We start from the raw sequence: 17,432 nt of genomic DNA, 5'->3' as shown, positions 1-17,432 counted from the left end.
TTGCCAGATCGTCAGGAGCGAACTGATTGCTTGCTGAAAAGTGTTTACTAATAAACGCGCCGATAGAGTGGCGCTAACCGATTCGTGAGTGTATTGTATCGTTGATGTTGAAACAACTGGGGGCGTGAAAGGCCCATCCCGCCTTACTGAAATTGCCATTTTCCGTCACGACGGTCAGCAGGTTGTTGATTCTTTCCATTCCTTGTTAAATCCTGGCTGCCCGATTCCACCCTTTATCCGGCATCTGACTGGTATAACGGAAGAAATGGTTCAGGATGCACCCATCTTTGCCGACGTGGCTAACGATGTCCTTAGTATTACTGAAGATGCTGTTTTCGTAGCGCATAACGTCGGCTTCGACTTTAGTTTTATACAGAAAGAATTGAATTGGTTAGGGCATGATTTCTTTCGACGAACCCTTTGCACCGTTCGAACAAGCCGTAAACTGATTCCGGGTTATCCTTCTTATAGTTTAGGGAAACTTTGCCGTTCGCTGGGTATTCCGCTCAATGGTCGGCACCGTGCGCAGGGCGATGCTGCCGCTACGGTTCTGCTATTTGAAATGTTACTCCGCTACGATTCTCAGGGAATAATTCCCCGCGTTTCTACGCCGATAGATGACCTTCGTTAACTTGATTGTGGCAAATTGGTTGGCGATTTAGTTGAGCGATGTCGGCTAACAGAACTGGTTGGAATTTCAATTGTAGCCTGAACGCCATAACTCGGTTTGCTCTGCCAGGAAATGCGTCCGCCCAGCAAGGCCACTCGCGATTCAATATTGCCGATGCCTAAGCCAGCTCCCTTTTTTTGTGCCTGCTCGTAACTGAACCCAAGGCCATTGTCCTGGTAGATTAACACAATGCGATCAGACTGGTAGAGCATGTGTAAATCTATCCTATTGGCGTTAGCGTGTTTTAACGAGTTACTGACTAACTCTTGTGTAATTCGATATAACATTACTTCAGTATTAGTAGGGAGCCGATCGGTATTCTCGGTCGGTTCGCTGAGAAGGAATTGGGCGTCAATAACACCACTTGCACTAATACGAGAAAACAGTTCATCCACAGCTGCTACATAGCCGTGCCGCTCCAGCGTTTGTGGATTTAGTTTTCGGAGCAGGTTCCTAACATCACTAATGGTATCATTGATTAATTCGAATACGGTAGCTTTGAGTACCAAAATCTTCGGGTTCTCACCCGCTAACTGGGTAAGTTGAGTAGTATATAATTTGATCGTAGCCAGCCGGGTCCCAATTTCATCGTGTAAGTCACGGGCAATATCTTTTTTTACCTGTTCCTGAATATCATAAGCCAGCCGCAGGCGGTCCACTTCCTGGCGACGGATAGCATTTTCTCGCTGACGAATCCAGCCCCATATTGCTAGTATGATCAGTACAATAACGATTAGCATAAAGGATACACTTCTCCAGAAAGGCGGCTCAATATGAATGGCTAGTTTGTGGATACGGTGACTCCAATAACCATCCTGATTTGCTGTTTTGACCTGAAATGTATAATCGCCAGGGGGCAGGTTTGCGTATCGGACGTAATTGCGTTCTCCCGCCCGCACCCATTGGTCATCATAGCCAGTTAGCTGATACTGATAATTATTCTGGCCGTTGCTAAAGAAATCCAGAGCGGCAAATTCCAGGGCCAGCGTATTTTGGGTATGATCTAAGTCGATGCGCGTTGCTTCTCCTACATAGGTATCCGTAGTAAATGGCACCTCGTTAATGCTCAATGAATAAATATAAACATAGGGATTAACTAAACTGCTATGGAAAGCGTCAGGACGAAACCGGTTAAATCCGTTAACGCCCCCAAAATATAACTCACCATTTGCCATGCGTACAAACGCATTCCCGTTGAACTCGTATCCCTGAAGGCCATCTGTATGGGTAAAGTTTTTCATTGCCTGTGTGGTTGGGTCGAAGCGCGAGATGCCTCGGTTTGTACTCATCCAGATTTTATTCTGGGCATCGGTAAGTGTACCATAGACAAATGAACTGGCTAGCCCCTGGCGCTCGGTGTACAAACGAAACTTGCCACTTTGAGCGTTCAGCGCTACGGCGCCCCGGTCGCAGGAAAGCCAAAGAGTTTCCTTGCTGGCATCAGGCCGAATATGGAGCACCATATAGCCTTTTAGCCCTGATCGGATAAATTTCCAATTCAGTGGCTTGACTCCTCTGGCTTGAGAACCTCCCACCAGAGAATCTCCAGTTCGGGATACTTGGTAGCAGTAATACCCATTCAGATACGTACCAACCCATAGCTGCCGGGCGGGTGCATTGTACCAAAGGCTGAATATATTCTGCCCATCCAGCACAGGTACTTTAGACCATTTACGTTGGACTGTATTCAGTGCATAAATCCCATCTTCGGTAGCTGCTACCAGCATTGTATCGGAAATGCTGACCAGGTTACGCACATAATTGGCGCTTAGTAAACTGGTCGAGGATGGAAACAAAATGGATTCGAATAGTTTGGTTTTTTGATCGAACGCCATTACTCCGCCCGTTCTACCTACCCAAATGCGTCGCTGAGGATCGCGATAAAGGCTTCGGGCAATACTTCGAACAGGGCCGCTACTTGATGGAATATTGGTTAGATAGCGCTCTGTAATACGGTTGGTACGAGGATCCAGGATATCAATGCCGTTTTGGGTAAGAACCCATAGCCGGTCAAAGCGCTCTTCTAAAAAACCCCGGACGGTATAGCTACTTAGGCGTTGATTAGCGGGGAGGGTATCACTAACCTGGGCTTTCGTAAGTCCGCCAAATAAAAAGGCATCTGGAACAATGCGAGCTAGCCCGTCAGGATCGGTATTGGCCCATACAATCCCCAGGTTATCGATATATACTTTGCTGATTTTAAACTCGCTCAATTGGCGGGTATTTTTCATGAAGCTATGAACCTGTCCAAACATTCGTGCTCGTTTATCGAAGTAAAGCACGCCATCACGTTGCGTCCCGAGCCACAGCCGCCCACGCTGATCGGAGGCAATGCTATAAATAGCACTTATAGGTTTGGCTCCCAATACTGTGTATGTCTGATAAGTTGCCTGACGATAATCAAAGCGAATCAGCCCAGTTCCAGTACCCAGCCAGACAATATCGTCAGCATCAATATAAAATGAAAAAATGGCCTGAGCCTGCCCAAACAGGTTATGAGGATGGCTGCTGAAATAATGCGAAAGGGATTGGCTTTTAGGATTATAGCGGAGTAGACCTGTAGAAGCATGAAGCCAGATATCGCCCGTTGCTGATCGAACTGCCGAGCTTTGTAGATCGTATTCTTTAGTAGGGTGTAAGTTGGCGGCCAATATGGTTTTATGCCGTTTTCGATAGTCGAACTGTACTAAGCCCTCCGAATCACTGAGGTAAATCAGTTCAGTTTGGTTAATGAAAAATGGAATTGTGCGGCTACTCAAGCGAGTTTGCCTATGTTTAGAGTCATTAACAAAGAAACAATCGAAACGGTCTTTTTTTCGATCATAGCGGTTTAGTCCTTCTTCTGTACCGATCCATAAGTTGGCATCGGAGTCTTCAACGATGCCAAAAATATTAATCCCCCGAATGGTGCCAGACTGAATAGTTCCATCTTTATTAAGTGCTGGACGATACGTGCGGAAGCGATGCCCATCATAGCGATTTAGACCATCCTGTGTGCCTAGCCATAGAAACCCACGACTATCTTTCAGCATATAATAAACCGATCCCTGCGTCAGCCCGTCGCTAACACCAACATGGTCTATTCGAAACACAGTACCTGACGAAGCTGACTGTGTCCACCCAAACTGAGGGACTAAGCTCAGGAAGAGGAAGTGGAAGCATAAGCAGCCAAGTCGTGTCATGGAAATAAAATAAGCTTGTAGGAAGGGACTGTAAATGAGCTATCTATTTACTAAATATCCAAGTTTGTCAACCAATAAATACCATTTTCAGGCTATTACTTCGGCTGTAGGTAATAATAACTAAGAAATATAGGGATTCTGGCGGTTTGCCGTAAATTCGTAGGTAGTTCGTTATCATTTGTTCTAACCTTCATCCGCCGATGCAATTTCTTAAACCTATTCCTTTTTGTTTCATGCTGAGTTCATCCATTGCATTGGGGCAGGCCGCCCAGCCACTATCGTATCCACAAGCCCGAAAAACGGATCAGGTCGATAGCTATCATGGTACGCAGGTTGCCGATCCGTACCGCTGGCTTGAAGATGATCGTTCGGCCGAAACAGCCGACTGGGTCAAAGCTGAAAACAAAGTTACCTTCGACTACCTGGCCCAGATTCCTTATCGTAAGCAGTTACAGGCTCGATTGGAGCAGGTCTATAACTACCCGAAATATTCGGCTCCGTCGCGCAAGGGAGCTTATTTTTATTTTCGCAAGAATGATGGTTTACAAAACCAGTCGGTGCTATATCGTCAGAAAGGTCTCGATGTAAAACCCGAAGTAGTTATTGATCCCAACAAATTATCGGCCGATGGTACGACACGCCTGGGCGGATTCAGTCTTTCCAAAACCGGGCATTATGCGGCTTATACGGTATCAAAGGCAGGCTCCGATTGGCAAACCATTCAGATCATGGATATGAATACGCTTGAGACGCTACCCGAAAAACTCGAATGGACGAAGTTTAGCGGAGCTGCGTGGCAAGGCGATGGGTTTTATTATAGCCGTTACGATAAACCAGCCATCGGACAGGAATTATCTTCCAAGAATGAATTTCAGAAGGTGTATTTCCACCGTATAGGTACTACCCAATCGACTGATCCATTGGTATATGAAGACAAGGCGCATCCACTACGTTATATGGGTGCACAAACTACCGAGGATGAACGTTTTCTGATCCTGAACATTTCTGAAGGCACCGATGGCTCCGAAATCTGGTACAAAGACCTCAAAGCTGGAGATACTGCATTTCAGCGATTATTTGAGGGCTTCAAGTACAATTATACGGTTATTGATAACCTGGGCGACGAGCTTCTAGTACATCATAACAACGGCGCACCCAATTACAAAATCTCGCGGGTGCAACCTCATACGGGGAAACTGACAGACTTTGTGGCCGAAAAACCCGAAAAACTTGAGGGGGCTTCTACCGCAGGCGGTAAATTATTTGCGAATTATTTAAAGGACGTAACCACCCGCATTCATGTTTACGATTTGCCAACGGGTAAACTAGATCATGAACTTCAATTGCCTGCTGTAGGATCGGCAGCGGGTTTTGGGGGCGAACAGGACGACAAGTTTGTGTTTTACACATTTACATCATTCACCTTTCCGCCAACAATTTACCGATACGATATTGCCAGCAAAAAGAGTACCTTATTCCGGCAGCCGGAGGTGGATTTTAAACCAACCGACTACGAAACGGTACAGGAGTTTTGCACGAGCAAAGATGGTACTAAAGTGCCCATGTTCATTACGTATCGAAAAGGGCTCAAACGTGACAGCCAGAATCCAACATTATTGTATGGATATGGAGGATTTAACATAAGTCTGTCTCCCTATTTTAATGCATTGCTGATTCCTTTTTTAGAGCAGGGTGGCGTTTACGTACAAATGAATTTGCGGGGCGGTGGCGAATACGGCGAAAAATGGCATGAGGCTGGCATGAAACTCAAGAAACAGAATGTATTTGACGACTGTATTGCAACTGCCGAGTATGTGATTAGTCGGAAGTATACGTCTCCACAAAAGTTAGCGCTGGAGGGTGGCTCTAACGGAGGGTTGCTAGTTGGGGCAGTTATTAATCAACGGCCCGATTTATTTCGGGTGGCTTTGCCAGCTGTGGGTGTGATGGATATGCTGCGATTCCATAAATTCACGGTTGGCTGGGGCTGGATTAGTGACTATGGCAGCAGCGACAACGCCGAAGAGTTTAAAGCACTATATACTTATTCGCCCATACAGAATATTAAGCCTGGTTTGAACTACCCAGCTACCCTCATCACAACGGCCGACCACGATGACCGGGTTGTACCGGCTCACTCGTTTAAGTATGCAGCCACCTTACAGGAGGTATATAAAGGAAAGAATCCCGTACTAATTCGAATTGACACCAACTCGGGCCACGGTGCCAGCAATACCAAAAAGAACATCGAAACCACCGCCGACATTTACTCTTTTATTCTCTGGAATATGGGCGTAGCCAGTTTGAAGGAAGTGGCAGAGAAATAATTTAACTAGGTACAAAAAAGGCCAATCCTGATCAGGATTGGCCTTTTTTGTACCTAGTTAAATTATTTCTCTGCTTACAGCTTGAATGTAATTCCTAAAAGAAGTGGAGCAATGCCTGTTCCTAATTCAGCAAATCCTCCTACTTTCTCCGCAAACATATAACGACCACCAAGGTGAACAGGAACGAAAATACCGCTTCCAAAAGCAGTACCGCTATAAATACTGTTGCTGTAAGAAACACTCTCGTATCCTAAGCCGAGACCTGCATAAAGATCAGCTTTATCCGTACTTAGGCTCAATAATTCGTTAAAGTGATATGAACCGCGAACTGCAAAGTAGAGATAATTGATTTTATCATTATAACCAATATAGCCATAGTTAAAACTACGGTAGGCTACCTGGCCACCGACAGTGAAATTTGGAGCAACACCAAAGTCCGCAGAGCCTCCAAAGGCGATCCCACCTGCACTTGCATAACCACCTACGCCAATACCCAGGTTGATAAACTTAGTCCCTTTGTCAATTGACATCTGAGCGAACGATTTCGTGCCGGCTAAAAGACCAAGGACCAGCAAAAGAGTAAAGTGGATTTTTTTCATTTGATTCAATTGTTTGCGTTAAAATTTGAGACAAAGTAAAAGCGAATCTGTGGGCCTAACAAACGTTAAGACGAACCACTTATTAATCGGTCATATATTCGCCTACGCAACAAACATAGCAAACAGGGCCGTATAACCTATTGACGATGATGAAAATCATCGAAAACAATTCATTCAGATAAGTCGATTTCATGGCTTTTTAATCTATTTGATAAATAATATAAAAAAAGCTCCTCACTATGAGGAGCTTAAAGGCTATGCCCTTTGTGTGGTTATAGTATTAATGAGCAAGCTCAGGTTTCAATTTCTCTTTAAAAACCTTTCTGAATTTCTCAACTTTGGGAGCAACGACAAAGGCGCAATAGCCCTGGTTGGGATTATTGGCAAAGTAACTTTGATGATAGGCCTCTGCCTCGTAAAACGTTTCGGCTGGGCTGATCTCCGTAACAATTGGGCTATCATATGCCCCCGACTTGTTTAACTCTACTTTGGCAGTTTCGGCTAGCTGCTTCTGTTCATCGGTATGGTAAAAAATAACCGATCTATATTGCGTACCAATATCATTACCCTGCCGATTTAGAGACGTTGGGTCATGGCTTCGGAAGAAAGCTTCCAGTAACTCCTGGTAAGTAATTTTTGCCGGATCATAGGTGATTTCTACACACTCGGCATGCCCGGTTGTGCCGGTACAAACTTCAGTATAAGTTGGGTTGACCTTGTGCCCACCTTCGTAGCCTGATACCGCCGAGATAACACCATCGAGCGATTCATAGAGGGCCTCTGTACACCAGAAGCAACCTGTTCCAAAAGTCGCTTTAGCCAGATTGGTCGATTGATTTGTGGTCATAACTTGTGATTCTATAAACCTATCCGATTTCTCAAACCTTATAGGTTTTATTGGGTTAATTTGTCTACTTAGTTAACAGTGCTTACCCACGTAAAGTTTACCATCAAACCCTGTGAAAGACTTCAATACCGACCGTTTTCGTTACGACGGAGACAAATCCTTCAAGCTGAAAAAAGCGCCCACCAAAGTTGATGATTTGTACGAAGATGATGCCCATTATGAAGCACTACTTCGGCAACAGGCCGCTGAAATCGATAAATGGCAGGAAAAGATGTACGCCCACAACCGATACGGTTTGCTAACTGTATTTCAGGCGTTGGATGCTGCCGGAAAAGACGGAACCATTCAGAATGTGTTTACGGGTACAAATCCCGCCGGCGTAAAAGTATATGCGTTCAAACGTCCAACTGATCAGGAACTCGACCACGACTTTTTATGGCGCAGCTGGCGCGAACTGCCCGAGCGTGGCACAATTGGGGTATTTAACCGATCGTATTACGAAGAGGTACTGGTAACGAAAGTGCATCCGGAAATTCTGACACAGAGTCAGCGATTGCCCGAAAAAGTGACCGACGATTTAGACAAACTATTTAAACACCGCTACCAGGCAATTCGGGATATGGAAACGTTTCTCTACCGAAATGGCTTCCCAACCATTAAGTTTTACCTGCATGTTTCAAAAAAGGAACAGGCCGAGCGGCTGATTGAACGGATTAAAGACCAGGAAAAAAACTGGAAATTTCAGGAAGGGGATGTGAAAGAACGTGATTTCTGGGACGACTATCAGGATGCCTACGAGACCTGCATTGCTGAAACAGCTACCGATAATGCGCCCTGGTATATAATTCCCGCCGACGATAAAAAGAATATGCGATTACTGGTCGGACAAATCATTATCGACGAACTTAAAAAGCTTCCAATTGCTACTCCTGAGCCCGACGACAAACGATTTAAGGAGCTACAGAAGCTAATTCCTGTCATTCAGGCGCAGTAGTATGGGAAAAGTTAAGACAAGTACATTTCGATATGATGGACGGCAACCCTTTTCAATTCGTGAAATGCCAACCCTCATTGAGCCGTTCTACCGTGATGAAGCCGACCAAAACCAACAGGTCGACGAGCTGGCTATCCGTATGGATCAGGCTCAAAATCGGATGCATGCCGATGGCCATTATGGCATGCTAGTTGTTTTTCAGGCCATGGATGCCGCCGGAAAAGACAGTAGTATTCGGCGGATATTTAAAGGTGTGAATCCATCCCGATTTCAGATGGCCCCTTTCAAGAAGCCGGCAGAGGAAGACCTGAAGCATGATTTTCTATGGCGATTCTGGCAGGAGTTACCCGAACGCGGTATCATTGGGGTATTTAACCGATCGTATTACGAGGAAGTTCTTGCGCTGCGTGTTCACCCGGAGCGCTTACAAGAGCAGTTGATCCCAGCGAGCTTAGTCCCTAAAAACGAAACGATTCTCTGGAAACAGCGATTTGGCGATATTGTCCATTTTGAAGATTACCTGTTTCGGAATGGCTTCCCAGTCGTGAAATTTTACCTTCATGTGTCTAAAGAAGAGCAGGGGAAGCGGCTTATCGCCCGTTTAGAAGACACGGAAAAGCAATGGAAACTTAGTGAAAACGATCTGAAAGAGCGGGAGTTCTGGCCTAAACACCTGCTAGCTTATGAAGATACGATCAATGCCACCGCTACCAAACAAAATCCCTGGTATGTAATTCCAAGCGATGACCGAATCAATCAACAGCTCATCATTGCCCATATTTTAACCGAACTTATAGAATCGTTACCAGTTCATTTTCCCACGACCGACAAAAAAGAAGCCCAATCGTTAATCAGGCAGATTAAAAAACAAGACAGAAAATCCTGACCGTTGTTCCCTTTCTAAATCACACTTATTGGTTTTGTCCTACGCCGGCTACCGTTCAGCGCTTGATTTAGCTGGTTTATCTAATTTTTGCCTAATACTAATAGGAGTAGATATACTTTTGCGATACCAATCTGAACCGCCATTTTAAAGATAGGTGGACTACGACAAACGCAATGAAATATACTACACTACTTTGGATATACTCTCTCTTCCTTTTTTGCCTGCCCCTGCGAAGTAGCAACGCACAGGGTTCGTTAACTACAAACAAGATTGGAACTGCACAGGACAAAGGAGGCCGGGCAGCGGGCCTGACGGTTAGTGGCTACATAAAGGATGCCGCCAATGGAGAAGGATTAATCGGGGTCTCGGTTTACGTAAAAGAAACGAGCACTGGGGCTGTCACAAACAGCTATGGATTTTATGCTGTAACGCTGCCACCAGGAAGTTACCACTTGGTGATCAGCTATGTTGGTTATGAAAAAGAAACGAAAGCGGTCGATCTAGCGGATCGTAATGTGCGCCTGGATCTTGAACTGAAGCAGGAAGGAAAGCAATTGCAGGAGGTCGTTGTGTCAACGAAACGCGAAGATGATAACGTCAAAAATATTGAAATGAGCGTCAATAAGATTGACGTAAAAACCCTTAAGCGTATTCCCGCCTTGTTGGGCGAGGTTGATGTTATACGGAGCATTCAACTGTTACCGGGCGTTTCAACCGTGGGCGAAGGGGCAACCGGCTTTAACGTTCGCGGGGGAAGTATTGACCAGAATCTGGTGCTGCTGGATGAAGCCCCGGTTTACAATTCATCTCACTTATTTGGCTTCTTTTCGGTATTCAATCCCGATGCTGTAAAAGATGTGAAACTTATTAAAGGCGGTATACCGGCGAACTACGGGGGACGAATTGCATCAATTTTAGATGTTCGGTTAAAAGAGGGGAATGCCAAGAAACCGGAATTAAACGGAGGTATTGGGCTTATTTTTAGCCGTTTATCGTACGAGCGTCCCTTATTTAAAGGAAAAGGATCGTTTATTGTAGCCGCACGACGTTCGTATGCGGATATTCTGGCCCAACCCTTTCTAAACAGCGATTTGAAAGGAGCTAAATTCTATTTTTACGATCTTACCGCTAAAGGTAACTACCATATCAACGATAAAAATACCGTGTTTCTATCGGGCTATCTGGGGCGCGATGTGTTTGGTGCCGACTTTGGTTTCAACTGGGGAAACACGACGCTTTCGGCCCGCTGGAACCATGTATTCAGCGACCGGCTATTCCTGAATACAACGGCCTACTACAGCAATTACGACTATTCGCTGAATACCGACCTGAAACAGAAAACGCCGAATGACTATTTTCGAACTGATTCCCGAATTGTCGATTATAGTTTGAAACCTGATTTTTCCCTGTTTTTGGGGAAGAATACGATTACGTTTGGCGGACAGGCTATCATACATGATTTTCAACCTGGTACGGCTACAGCTGCCAGTTCGGGAAGTGTCCGTTCATTTGGGATAGCGAATAAACATGCTTTCGAGGCCGCGCTTTATATTGGCAACGAGCAGCAACTGACTACTAAACTGCAGCTTCAATATGGCCTTCGTTATTCCTTATTCAATTACGTTGGTCCGGGTGAAGCGTACACGTTTCAGACGGATGTGCCCCTGGGAACCCGGCGAGAAGTTGTCACAACTGTGGCGTATCGGGGAGGGGATGTAGTAAAGACGTATGGTAACTGGGAGCCGCGTTTTGCCGCCAAATACGATTTGACTGATAATAGCTCACTCAAATTAAGCTACAACCGGCTGGCGCAGTATATCCACCTGATTTCCAATACAACTGCATCAACACCCTTAGACATCTGGACGCCCTCTACCAATAACATTAAGCCGCAGGTTGGGGATCAGATTGCTGGTGGTTTCTTTAAGAACTTTGGACGCACGAAGGGAGCCGGTAGTGAGTTCGAAGCTTCGGTGGAGGTCTATTATAAATGGCTACAGAATCAGATTGACTACATTGATGGAGCGAGCCTGATCTTAAACAAATACCTCGAAGGGGATTTGCTCAGTGGCAAAGGACGGGCCTATGGAGCTGAGTTTTTCATTAAGCGAAACACCGGGGTAGTTAATGGTTGGATTAGCTATACACTAGCCAAAACCGAGCGGCAGGTAGCTGGAATCAACAATGATAACTGGTACCCGACTCGTTTCGATAAACGACATACGCTGACGTCTGTGCTGTTGTTTGATCCGCCAAATGCCAAACGATGGAACTTCTCGGCCACATTTACCTATGCCAGTGGTACGCCAGGCACCTTTCCAACGGGTCGATTTGTGTTTGGCGATTACGTAGGGCCAATCTACGACGGCCGCAACAATTACCGGATTCCGGCTTATCACCGACTCGATCTGGCGGCCACCCTACAAGGGCGCAAACGTCCGGGTAAACGAAAAGAAGATAACTGGGTCTTCTCGGTTTATAACGCGTACGCACGCAAAAATGCGTTTTCGGTTTATTTCCAGCCGAACGCCGACAATCCACAGGTTACCGAAGCCATTCGGTATTCTGTGTTCGCGACAATTATCCCTTCGGTGACCTATAATTTCAAATTTTAGTAGCGCCGACCCTCTGGGTCGGCCGATATATTGATAAACACCCGACCCAGAGGGTCGGTACTACATATGCAACGATACTATATATTTTTAGCCTTACTAATTGGTGTTCTAGGCCTGAACGGCTGCACCACCGTTATTGATGCGAAACTCGATACGGGACCAATTCGGCTTTCGGTAGAGGGTATACTAACCGATCAGCCTGGCTCACAAACGATTACGCTGACAACAACAGCGCCCTATTTTGATAATAGTACCGCGCCAGCCGCAACCAGCGCAACAGTTACGGTTTCTGACGATGCCGGGAAAACCTATCAGTTTGTAGATCCTACAAATATGGGTAAATACGTTTGGCAACCAGCTGGGAAAGATACCTTAGGCCACATTGGACGAAGTTACCAACTAACAATTACCTATCAGGGCGAAACGTACAAGGCTAGCTCGAAAATGAACCCGGTGCCTCCCATCGACTCGATCATTTTTGTGAAACGGAAGCTCAACCCTTTGTCAAAAACAGAAGGCTACCGGGCTGAGTTTTATGCTACTGACTTCCCTAATCGGGTGGACTATTACCGGATTCGATTCTTCCAGAATGGTGAGTTGCAGAATAAACCCAGAAATATTATTACTTCACAGGATGGGGTGTTTGGCAGTAACTCAAGTGTTGCCGATGGGCTGGCGTTTATTGTGCCCATCCGTCGGTCAGTCAATCCCGACAGCCTGTATGCGCTGAATGACGTGGTGAAGGTAGAGGTTCATTCGTTAACGCAGGACGCATTTACATTCTGGCAGCAACTGCGAACTCAGATTACAAATGGCGGCCTGTTTGCCACACCTCCAGCTAATGTTCCGACGAATATCATCAATACGAATGTTACCGGACGAACAGCAACGGGCTTTTTTATGACCTCTGCCGTTCGCAGCAGAACGGCGAGTGTAGTTCAGGCTAACATTCGGGTGCGAGAGGATTAGATTTTATGTGAATGGATAATGTAAAATGAATAATTAGCACGTTAGATATTATTCATTTTACATTATCCATTCACATCTTACGCCTTCAACTTAAGCTTCTTCCCTGTTTCGGCGGCCTGATAAATGGCCTGTAACAAGGTCACATCCTTTAAGCCTTCTTCGCCGGTAACGTGACTGGGTAGTTGCTTGCCGTCAAGGAGGTCTTTACACACACCATCCATGTGGGCGGCCTGGTGGTTCACAACCGGCATCTCGATTGGCCCTTTGCTGGTGCGGCCTTTCAGCGGCCCATAGCCGAAAGCGGGCGATAATTCAAACCAGCCCTTCTCGCAGGAAGCATACAACCGTTCAACACCCGACGCATAGCTAGTCGTTGAGTTGGAAACCGCACCGCTCGGAAATTCAAACTGCCAGAACATCGTCTCCTCGACATCCTTGAATTTTACAGGATCTGTTTTCGGGGCAAACTGGGCTGTCACCGAAATAGGTTCTTCGCCCGTTACGTACCGGGCTCCCTGGATGGCGTAGATGCCAACATCCATGAGCGGGCCGCCACCCGCCATACTTTTCTTCAGACGCCACTGATTAGGATCGCCACTGCGGAAGCCATCACTGCTCTCCACGAATTTGACGGCTCCAAATACTTTTTCCTGGCCTAAGCGCATGATCTCTTTGGTGAATGGCTCGTAGTGAAGTCGGTAACCAATGGCCAGTTGCTTATTCGCCTTTTTGCAGGCATCGATCATATTCTGGCAGGCTTTCGGCGTAATAGCCATGGGTTTTTCGCAAATGACGTGCTTGCCTGCTTTAGCCGCCCGAACAACATATTCTTCGTGCATCGAGTTAGGAAGCACGACATAGACTACATCAATGTCTTTGTTATCTGCAATCCGATCGAAGGTTTTGTAGTCGTAGACGTTCTCCTTTGGGATGTTGTACTTCTTCATCCATTCGTCGGCTTTTGACGGCGTGCCCGTTACAATACCCGCCAGACGGCAGTTTTGCGTTTGTTGCAGCGCCGGAGCCAGTAGGTTCGTGCTGTAGTAGCCTAAGCCAACCAGAGCAATGCCTAACTTGCGGCCAGGTTGCCCCAGGCCTTTGGTATCAGGGTTTGTCAGGAATGAATAAAGACCACTGGATTCGTTCTGAACAAGTTGATTATCGGCATAGCCGAGCATGGGTAGCGACAGAGCCGATGCACTCGCGCCCAGATTACGCAGGAAGGTTCGCCGGGAATTGGATTGCTGATTTTTCATGAATAGGCCGTTCTAAGACTCGGTTAAGCTGCGTAAAACACGATACGCGCTGGAGTCCATAAAAAAGTACCGAAGTCGGGTTTTCTACCAGCTTCGGTACCAGATCGTTTACTATTTAAAAAGTGAGTTTACAGGAGCCCAATCTGGATCTCGGTTACGCAATTTTCCATATGCTCCAAATCAACGACAGTGTACACCTCACGAACGCGCCCATCTGTCTGATTGCCATCCCGGTGAAACTGGCTAAAAAGGACATCATATAACTCGCCGAATTCACTCCAGGGGCCTGTGTGTGTGTAAGATAAACAGCGAAATGCGGGAAACTCCTGGTACGAAAATTCGGCCGATTGCTCGCCCGATTGGCGAATGGGTAAGACAATCTCTAACTGAAACTCTTTGGTTACGTCGCCGGTGGCATCCGTATAAATCCATTGAATCGGGCCTGCGATGTCCAGATTAAGTCGACTGGCTTCTTTATAGAGTTCCATAGCAACACTGGGCGCATATTGCGACAGCGTCTGTAAGGTGGTGCGAGTCGTAAATGTGAGCGCGGTGAATGGCTGTGTTTCTTTTTCAGATAAAGCGTTTTCGGGAATTGTCAGTTGCGTTGTCATGATTTGTTGGGAATTTGTGAATGACCGCAACAAAGGTCGGGTGGGGTAGTGACAGCGGTATGTCAGTAGGGTTGAACTAGGTTTCCTTACAAAAAAACGAGCCAACCTTGTGGGCTGGCTCGCGGTATTTAGCTGTCGATTATACTTAAAAAATATACTTGTTCTCGGCAATCATGGCGTCGGCAATCTGACGGCGGGCGTCTTTGAGGTTCATCGGCTCAATTTTGGTGAACCGTTTCAGACCCATTAACATACCGCGTAATTCGTCGCCTTCGGCAAAGGACGTAATCGCGGCCCGGCCAGCATTGTTGACTTTCTCAACCGCTTCGTGCAAATAGACTAAGGCCATTTGCTTTTGTAGTGCAACCGCTTCTTCCCCTTTGATGCCAATTAGTTTTTCAACACGCAACAAGACAGATTCGGCTACGTACACCTCAATTGCCATATCGGCCACGTTCATCAGGATTTCCTGCTCGTTCGATAGCGTCATCATGAATTTCTGTACCGCAGCCCCCGATACCATCAGCGCTGCTTTTTTCAGATTCTTCAGGACTTTTTTCTCCGCAATGAACAAGCCTTCTTCCTCGTCCGATCCGAAATCTGGAATCGACATGATTTCTTTGGCAACGGCCATGGCTGGGCCCATTAGGTCGAGTTCGCCTTTCATGGCCCGTTTCAGCATCATGTCCACCACGAGCATCCGGTTGATTTCGTTCGTGCCTTCAAAAATGCGATTGATACGGGCATCGCGATAGGAGCGATCCATGGGTGCATCGGCTGAGTAGCCCATGCCGCCGTATACCTGAACGCCTTCATCAACCACATAATCCAGTACTTCCGATCCGTGGACTTTCATAATGGCGCATTCGATGGCAAACTGCTCCAGCGCTTTCAATTTCGCCTGTCCGTCTTCCATACCCTGCCCTTTAAAGTCCTCGATCAGGTCATCGATGTTCTGACCCGCCCGATAAGAAGCCGTTTCTGATGCATATATTTTCAGCGCCATCTCGGCCAGTTTATGCTTGATGGCACCAAACTGAGAGATAGCTGTTTTAAATTGCTTGCGCTCGTTTGAATAGCGGATTGCGTTGTTAAGCACTTCTTTCGAACCGCCAATGGCTGCAATACCAAGCTTAATCCGACCGATATTCAGAATATTGACTGCGATTTTAAAGCCATTGCCACGTTCCGACAATAAATTCTCAACCGGTACTTTCACATCGTTGAAGAAAATCTGACGCGTGTCGGAGCCTTTGATACCCATCTTGTGCTCCGGCTCGTTCATTGTGATGCCTTCGTACGTACGCTCAACGATGAAGGCTGACAGGTTTTTATCTGTTTGCCCGTTCTCGTCGATCTTCGCAAACACGATATATACGTCAGCAAATCCGCCATTGGTAATCCACATTTTCTGACCATTCAGCACATAGTGTTTACCGTCTTCGGAAAGGACAGCTTTCGTTTTGCCTGAGTTCGCATCCGAGCCAGAATCGGGCTCGGTTAGGCAGTAAGCGGCTTTCCATTCGCCACTGGCTAGTTGAGGTAGGTATTTCGATTTCTGATCGTCATTACCGTAATAGACAATGGGTAACGTGCCGATACCCGTATGCGCCGACAGAGCCACCGAGAACGAGTGACCCGCGCCGGTTACTTCGGCAACCAGCATCGACGTATTAAAATTGGTACCAAAACCACCGTACTGCTCAGGCACCGATGTGCCCAGAATGCCCAATTCACCGGCTTTGTCCATCAAAGACGAAATCAACTCTGGCGATTTGGCATTGTCGATTTCATTCAGACGTGGCCAGATTTCCCGCTCCAGAAACTCACGGCAGGTAGCCGCAATCATCAGTTGCTCTTCAGTAAATTCTTCAGGAATAAAGACTTTGGCGGCTTCGGTTTCTTTGATCAGGAACTCGCCACCCTTAATGGAGGCTTTAGGCTCTGTCGCAATCATATTGCAGTCAGTTTATTATGCTTGCATACTAATTATACGACAAAGAAAATCATTTCAAAATTAGTATGCAAGCATACTAATAATATTTTTCCTTCGGCTGTTTAAGCAAACTAATCGGTAAGTGTAGAGGTAGCGAATAAGGTGATTTGCATACCATCTGGTGCCTTAACTCGGGAGACCTCACTCCAGGGCGCAGTTGTGGGCGGGGCAACTGAAGTAGCTCCCCCGTCAATTAATTTCTCGGTTGCAGTGGCAACAGGCTCGCTAACCCGCAACGCCAGCCGAACAGGCCCCGAAACCCGGCTACCTACTTCAATCTGATCGATCCGGGCTGCATGTTTGGCGTCGACTAATTCAAGGGATGCCCGGCCTGCATCCAGAATGATCCCGTTACCAGCGTCCTCGTGCCATTCTTTCGATGTTTCCAGGCCAACCGTATCCCGATAGAAACTGATCAATTCATCCAGATTTTCGACGGTGAGTATAAGTCTGAGTTCTTTTATAGCTTTTTCCATG

General features: G+C 46.5%; 13 protein-coding genes. 6 read left to right on the top strand and 7 right to left on the bottom strand.

The genetic code is table 11. The features are described from left to right. The first annotated feature begins 88 nt into the window (after nt 1-88). On the top strand, nt 89-631 hold the full coding sequence (locus ACYVGO_RS08765) for a 3'-5' exonuclease (protein ID WP_460968939.1): 543 nt from the start codon (nt 89-91) through the stop codon (nt 629-631). Here ACYVGO_RS08765 and ACYVGO_RS08760 read toward each other — a convergent pair. Further along, a complete protein-coding gene (locus ACYVGO_RS08760; protein WP_460968938.1) occupies nt 628-3,852 on the bottom strand; it encodes a sensor histidine kinase in 3,225 nt (1,074 codons plus the stop codon). The two genes, ACYVGO_RS08765 and ACYVGO_RS08760, sit on opposite strands and share 4 nt — an antisense overlap. 200 nt (nt 3,853-4,052) lie before the next feature. Here ACYVGO_RS08760 and ACYVGO_RS08755 point away from each other — a divergent pair, with 200 nt between their 5' ends. After that, nucleotides 4,053-6,179 carry a prolyl oligopeptidase family serine peptidase gene (locus ACYVGO_RS08755; protein WP_460968937.1) on the top strand — a complete coding sequence of 709 codons (2,127 nt, stop codon included), beginning with the start codon at nt 4,053-4,055 and terminating at the stop codon, nt 6,177-6,179. A 74-nt stretch (nt 6,180-6,253) separates the two neighbouring features. Here ACYVGO_RS08755 and ACYVGO_RS08750 read toward each other — a convergent pair whose 3' ends face one another. Both ACYVGO_RS08750 and msrA read right to left on the bottom strand, forming a co-directional pair. Next, nucleotides 6,254-6,778 (bottom strand): hypothetical protein, encoded by a 525-nt coding sequence (locus ACYVGO_RS08750; RefSeq protein ID WP_142776323.1) that lies wholly within the window; start codon nt 6,776-6,778, stop codon nt 6,254-6,256. A 280-nt stretch (nt 6,779-7,058) separates the two neighbouring features. Further along, complete coding sequence (gene msrA, locus ACYVGO_RS08745) at nt 7,059-7,625, bottom strand: peptide-methionine (S)-S-oxide reductase MsrA (RefSeq protein ID WP_142776322.1); 567 nt, start codon at nt 7,623-7,625, stop codon at nt 7,059-7,061. A gap of 112 nt (nt 7,626-7,737) precedes the next feature. Here msrA and ACYVGO_RS08740 point away from each other — a divergent pair, with 112 nt between their 5' ends. The 4 genes from ACYVGO_RS08740 (at nt 7,738) to ACYVGO_RS08725 (ending at nt 13,089) form a co-directional block, all read left to right on the top strand. Next, nucleotides 7,738-8,619 carry a PPK2 family polyphosphate kinase gene (locus tag ACYVGO_RS08740; RefSeq protein ID WP_460968936.1) on the top strand — a complete coding sequence of 294 codons (882 nt, stop codon included), beginning with the start codon at nt 7,738-7,740 and terminating at the stop codon, nt 8,617-8,619. Between the two features lies 1 nt (nt 8,620). Beyond that, nucleotides 8,621-9,505 carry a PPK2 family polyphosphate kinase gene (locus tag ACYVGO_RS08735; protein WP_460968935.1) on the top strand — a complete coding sequence of 295 codons (885 nt, stop codon included), beginning with the start codon at nt 8,621-8,623 and terminating at the stop codon, nt 9,503-9,505. Nucleotides 9,506-9,678: 173 nt separating this feature from the next. Further along, the gene (locus ACYVGO_RS08730) at nt 9,679-12,120 is read left to right on the top strand and encodes a TonB-dependent receptor (RefSeq protein WP_460968934.1); all 2,442 of its coding nucleotides are present in this window, start codon (nt 9,679-9,681) and stop codon (nt 12,118-12,120) included. A 66-nt stretch (nt 12,121-12,186) separates the two neighbouring features. Continuing rightward, complete coding sequence (locus tag ACYVGO_RS08725) at nt 12,187-13,089, top strand: DUF4249 domain-containing protein (RefSeq protein WP_460968933.1); 903 nt, start codon at nt 12,187-12,189, stop codon at nt 13,087-13,089. Nucleotides 13,090-13,166: 77 nt separating this feature from the next. Here the strand turns inward: ACYVGO_RS08725 and ACYVGO_RS08720 are convergent, their stop codons facing one another. From ACYVGO_RS08720 to ACYVGO_RS08705, 4 genes are all read right to left on the bottom strand, one after another. Further along, nucleotides 13,167-14,345, bottom strand: a complete 1,179-nt coding sequence (locus ACYVGO_RS08720) for a Gfo/Idh/MocA family protein (RefSeq protein ID WP_460968932.1) — start codon at nt 14,343-14,345, stop codon at nt 13,167-13,169. 128 nt (nt 14,346-14,473) lie between these two features. Further along, nucleotides 14,474-14,959, bottom strand: a complete 486-nt coding sequence (locus tag ACYVGO_RS08715) for a GyrI-like domain-containing protein (RefSeq protein WP_460968931.1) — start codon at nt 14,957-14,959, stop codon at nt 14,474-14,476. A 145-nt stretch (nt 14,960-15,104) separates the two neighbouring features. Continuing rightward, a complete protein-coding gene (locus ACYVGO_RS08710; protein ID WP_460968930.1) occupies nt 15,105-16,916 on the bottom strand; it encodes an acyl-CoA dehydrogenase family protein in 1,812 nt (603 codons plus the stop codon). Nucleotides 16,917-17,026: 110 nt separating this feature from the next. After that, nucleotides 17,027-17,431 (bottom strand): VOC family protein, encoded by a 405-nt coding sequence (locus ACYVGO_RS08705; protein WP_460968929.1) that lies wholly within the window; start codon nt 17,429-17,431, stop codon nt 17,027-17,029. Nucleotide 17,432: the final 1 nt, after the last annotated feature.

Source organism: Spirosoma migulaei, assembly GCF_054776855.1.
This window is presented reverse-complemented; position numbering and strand designations above follow the sequence as displayed.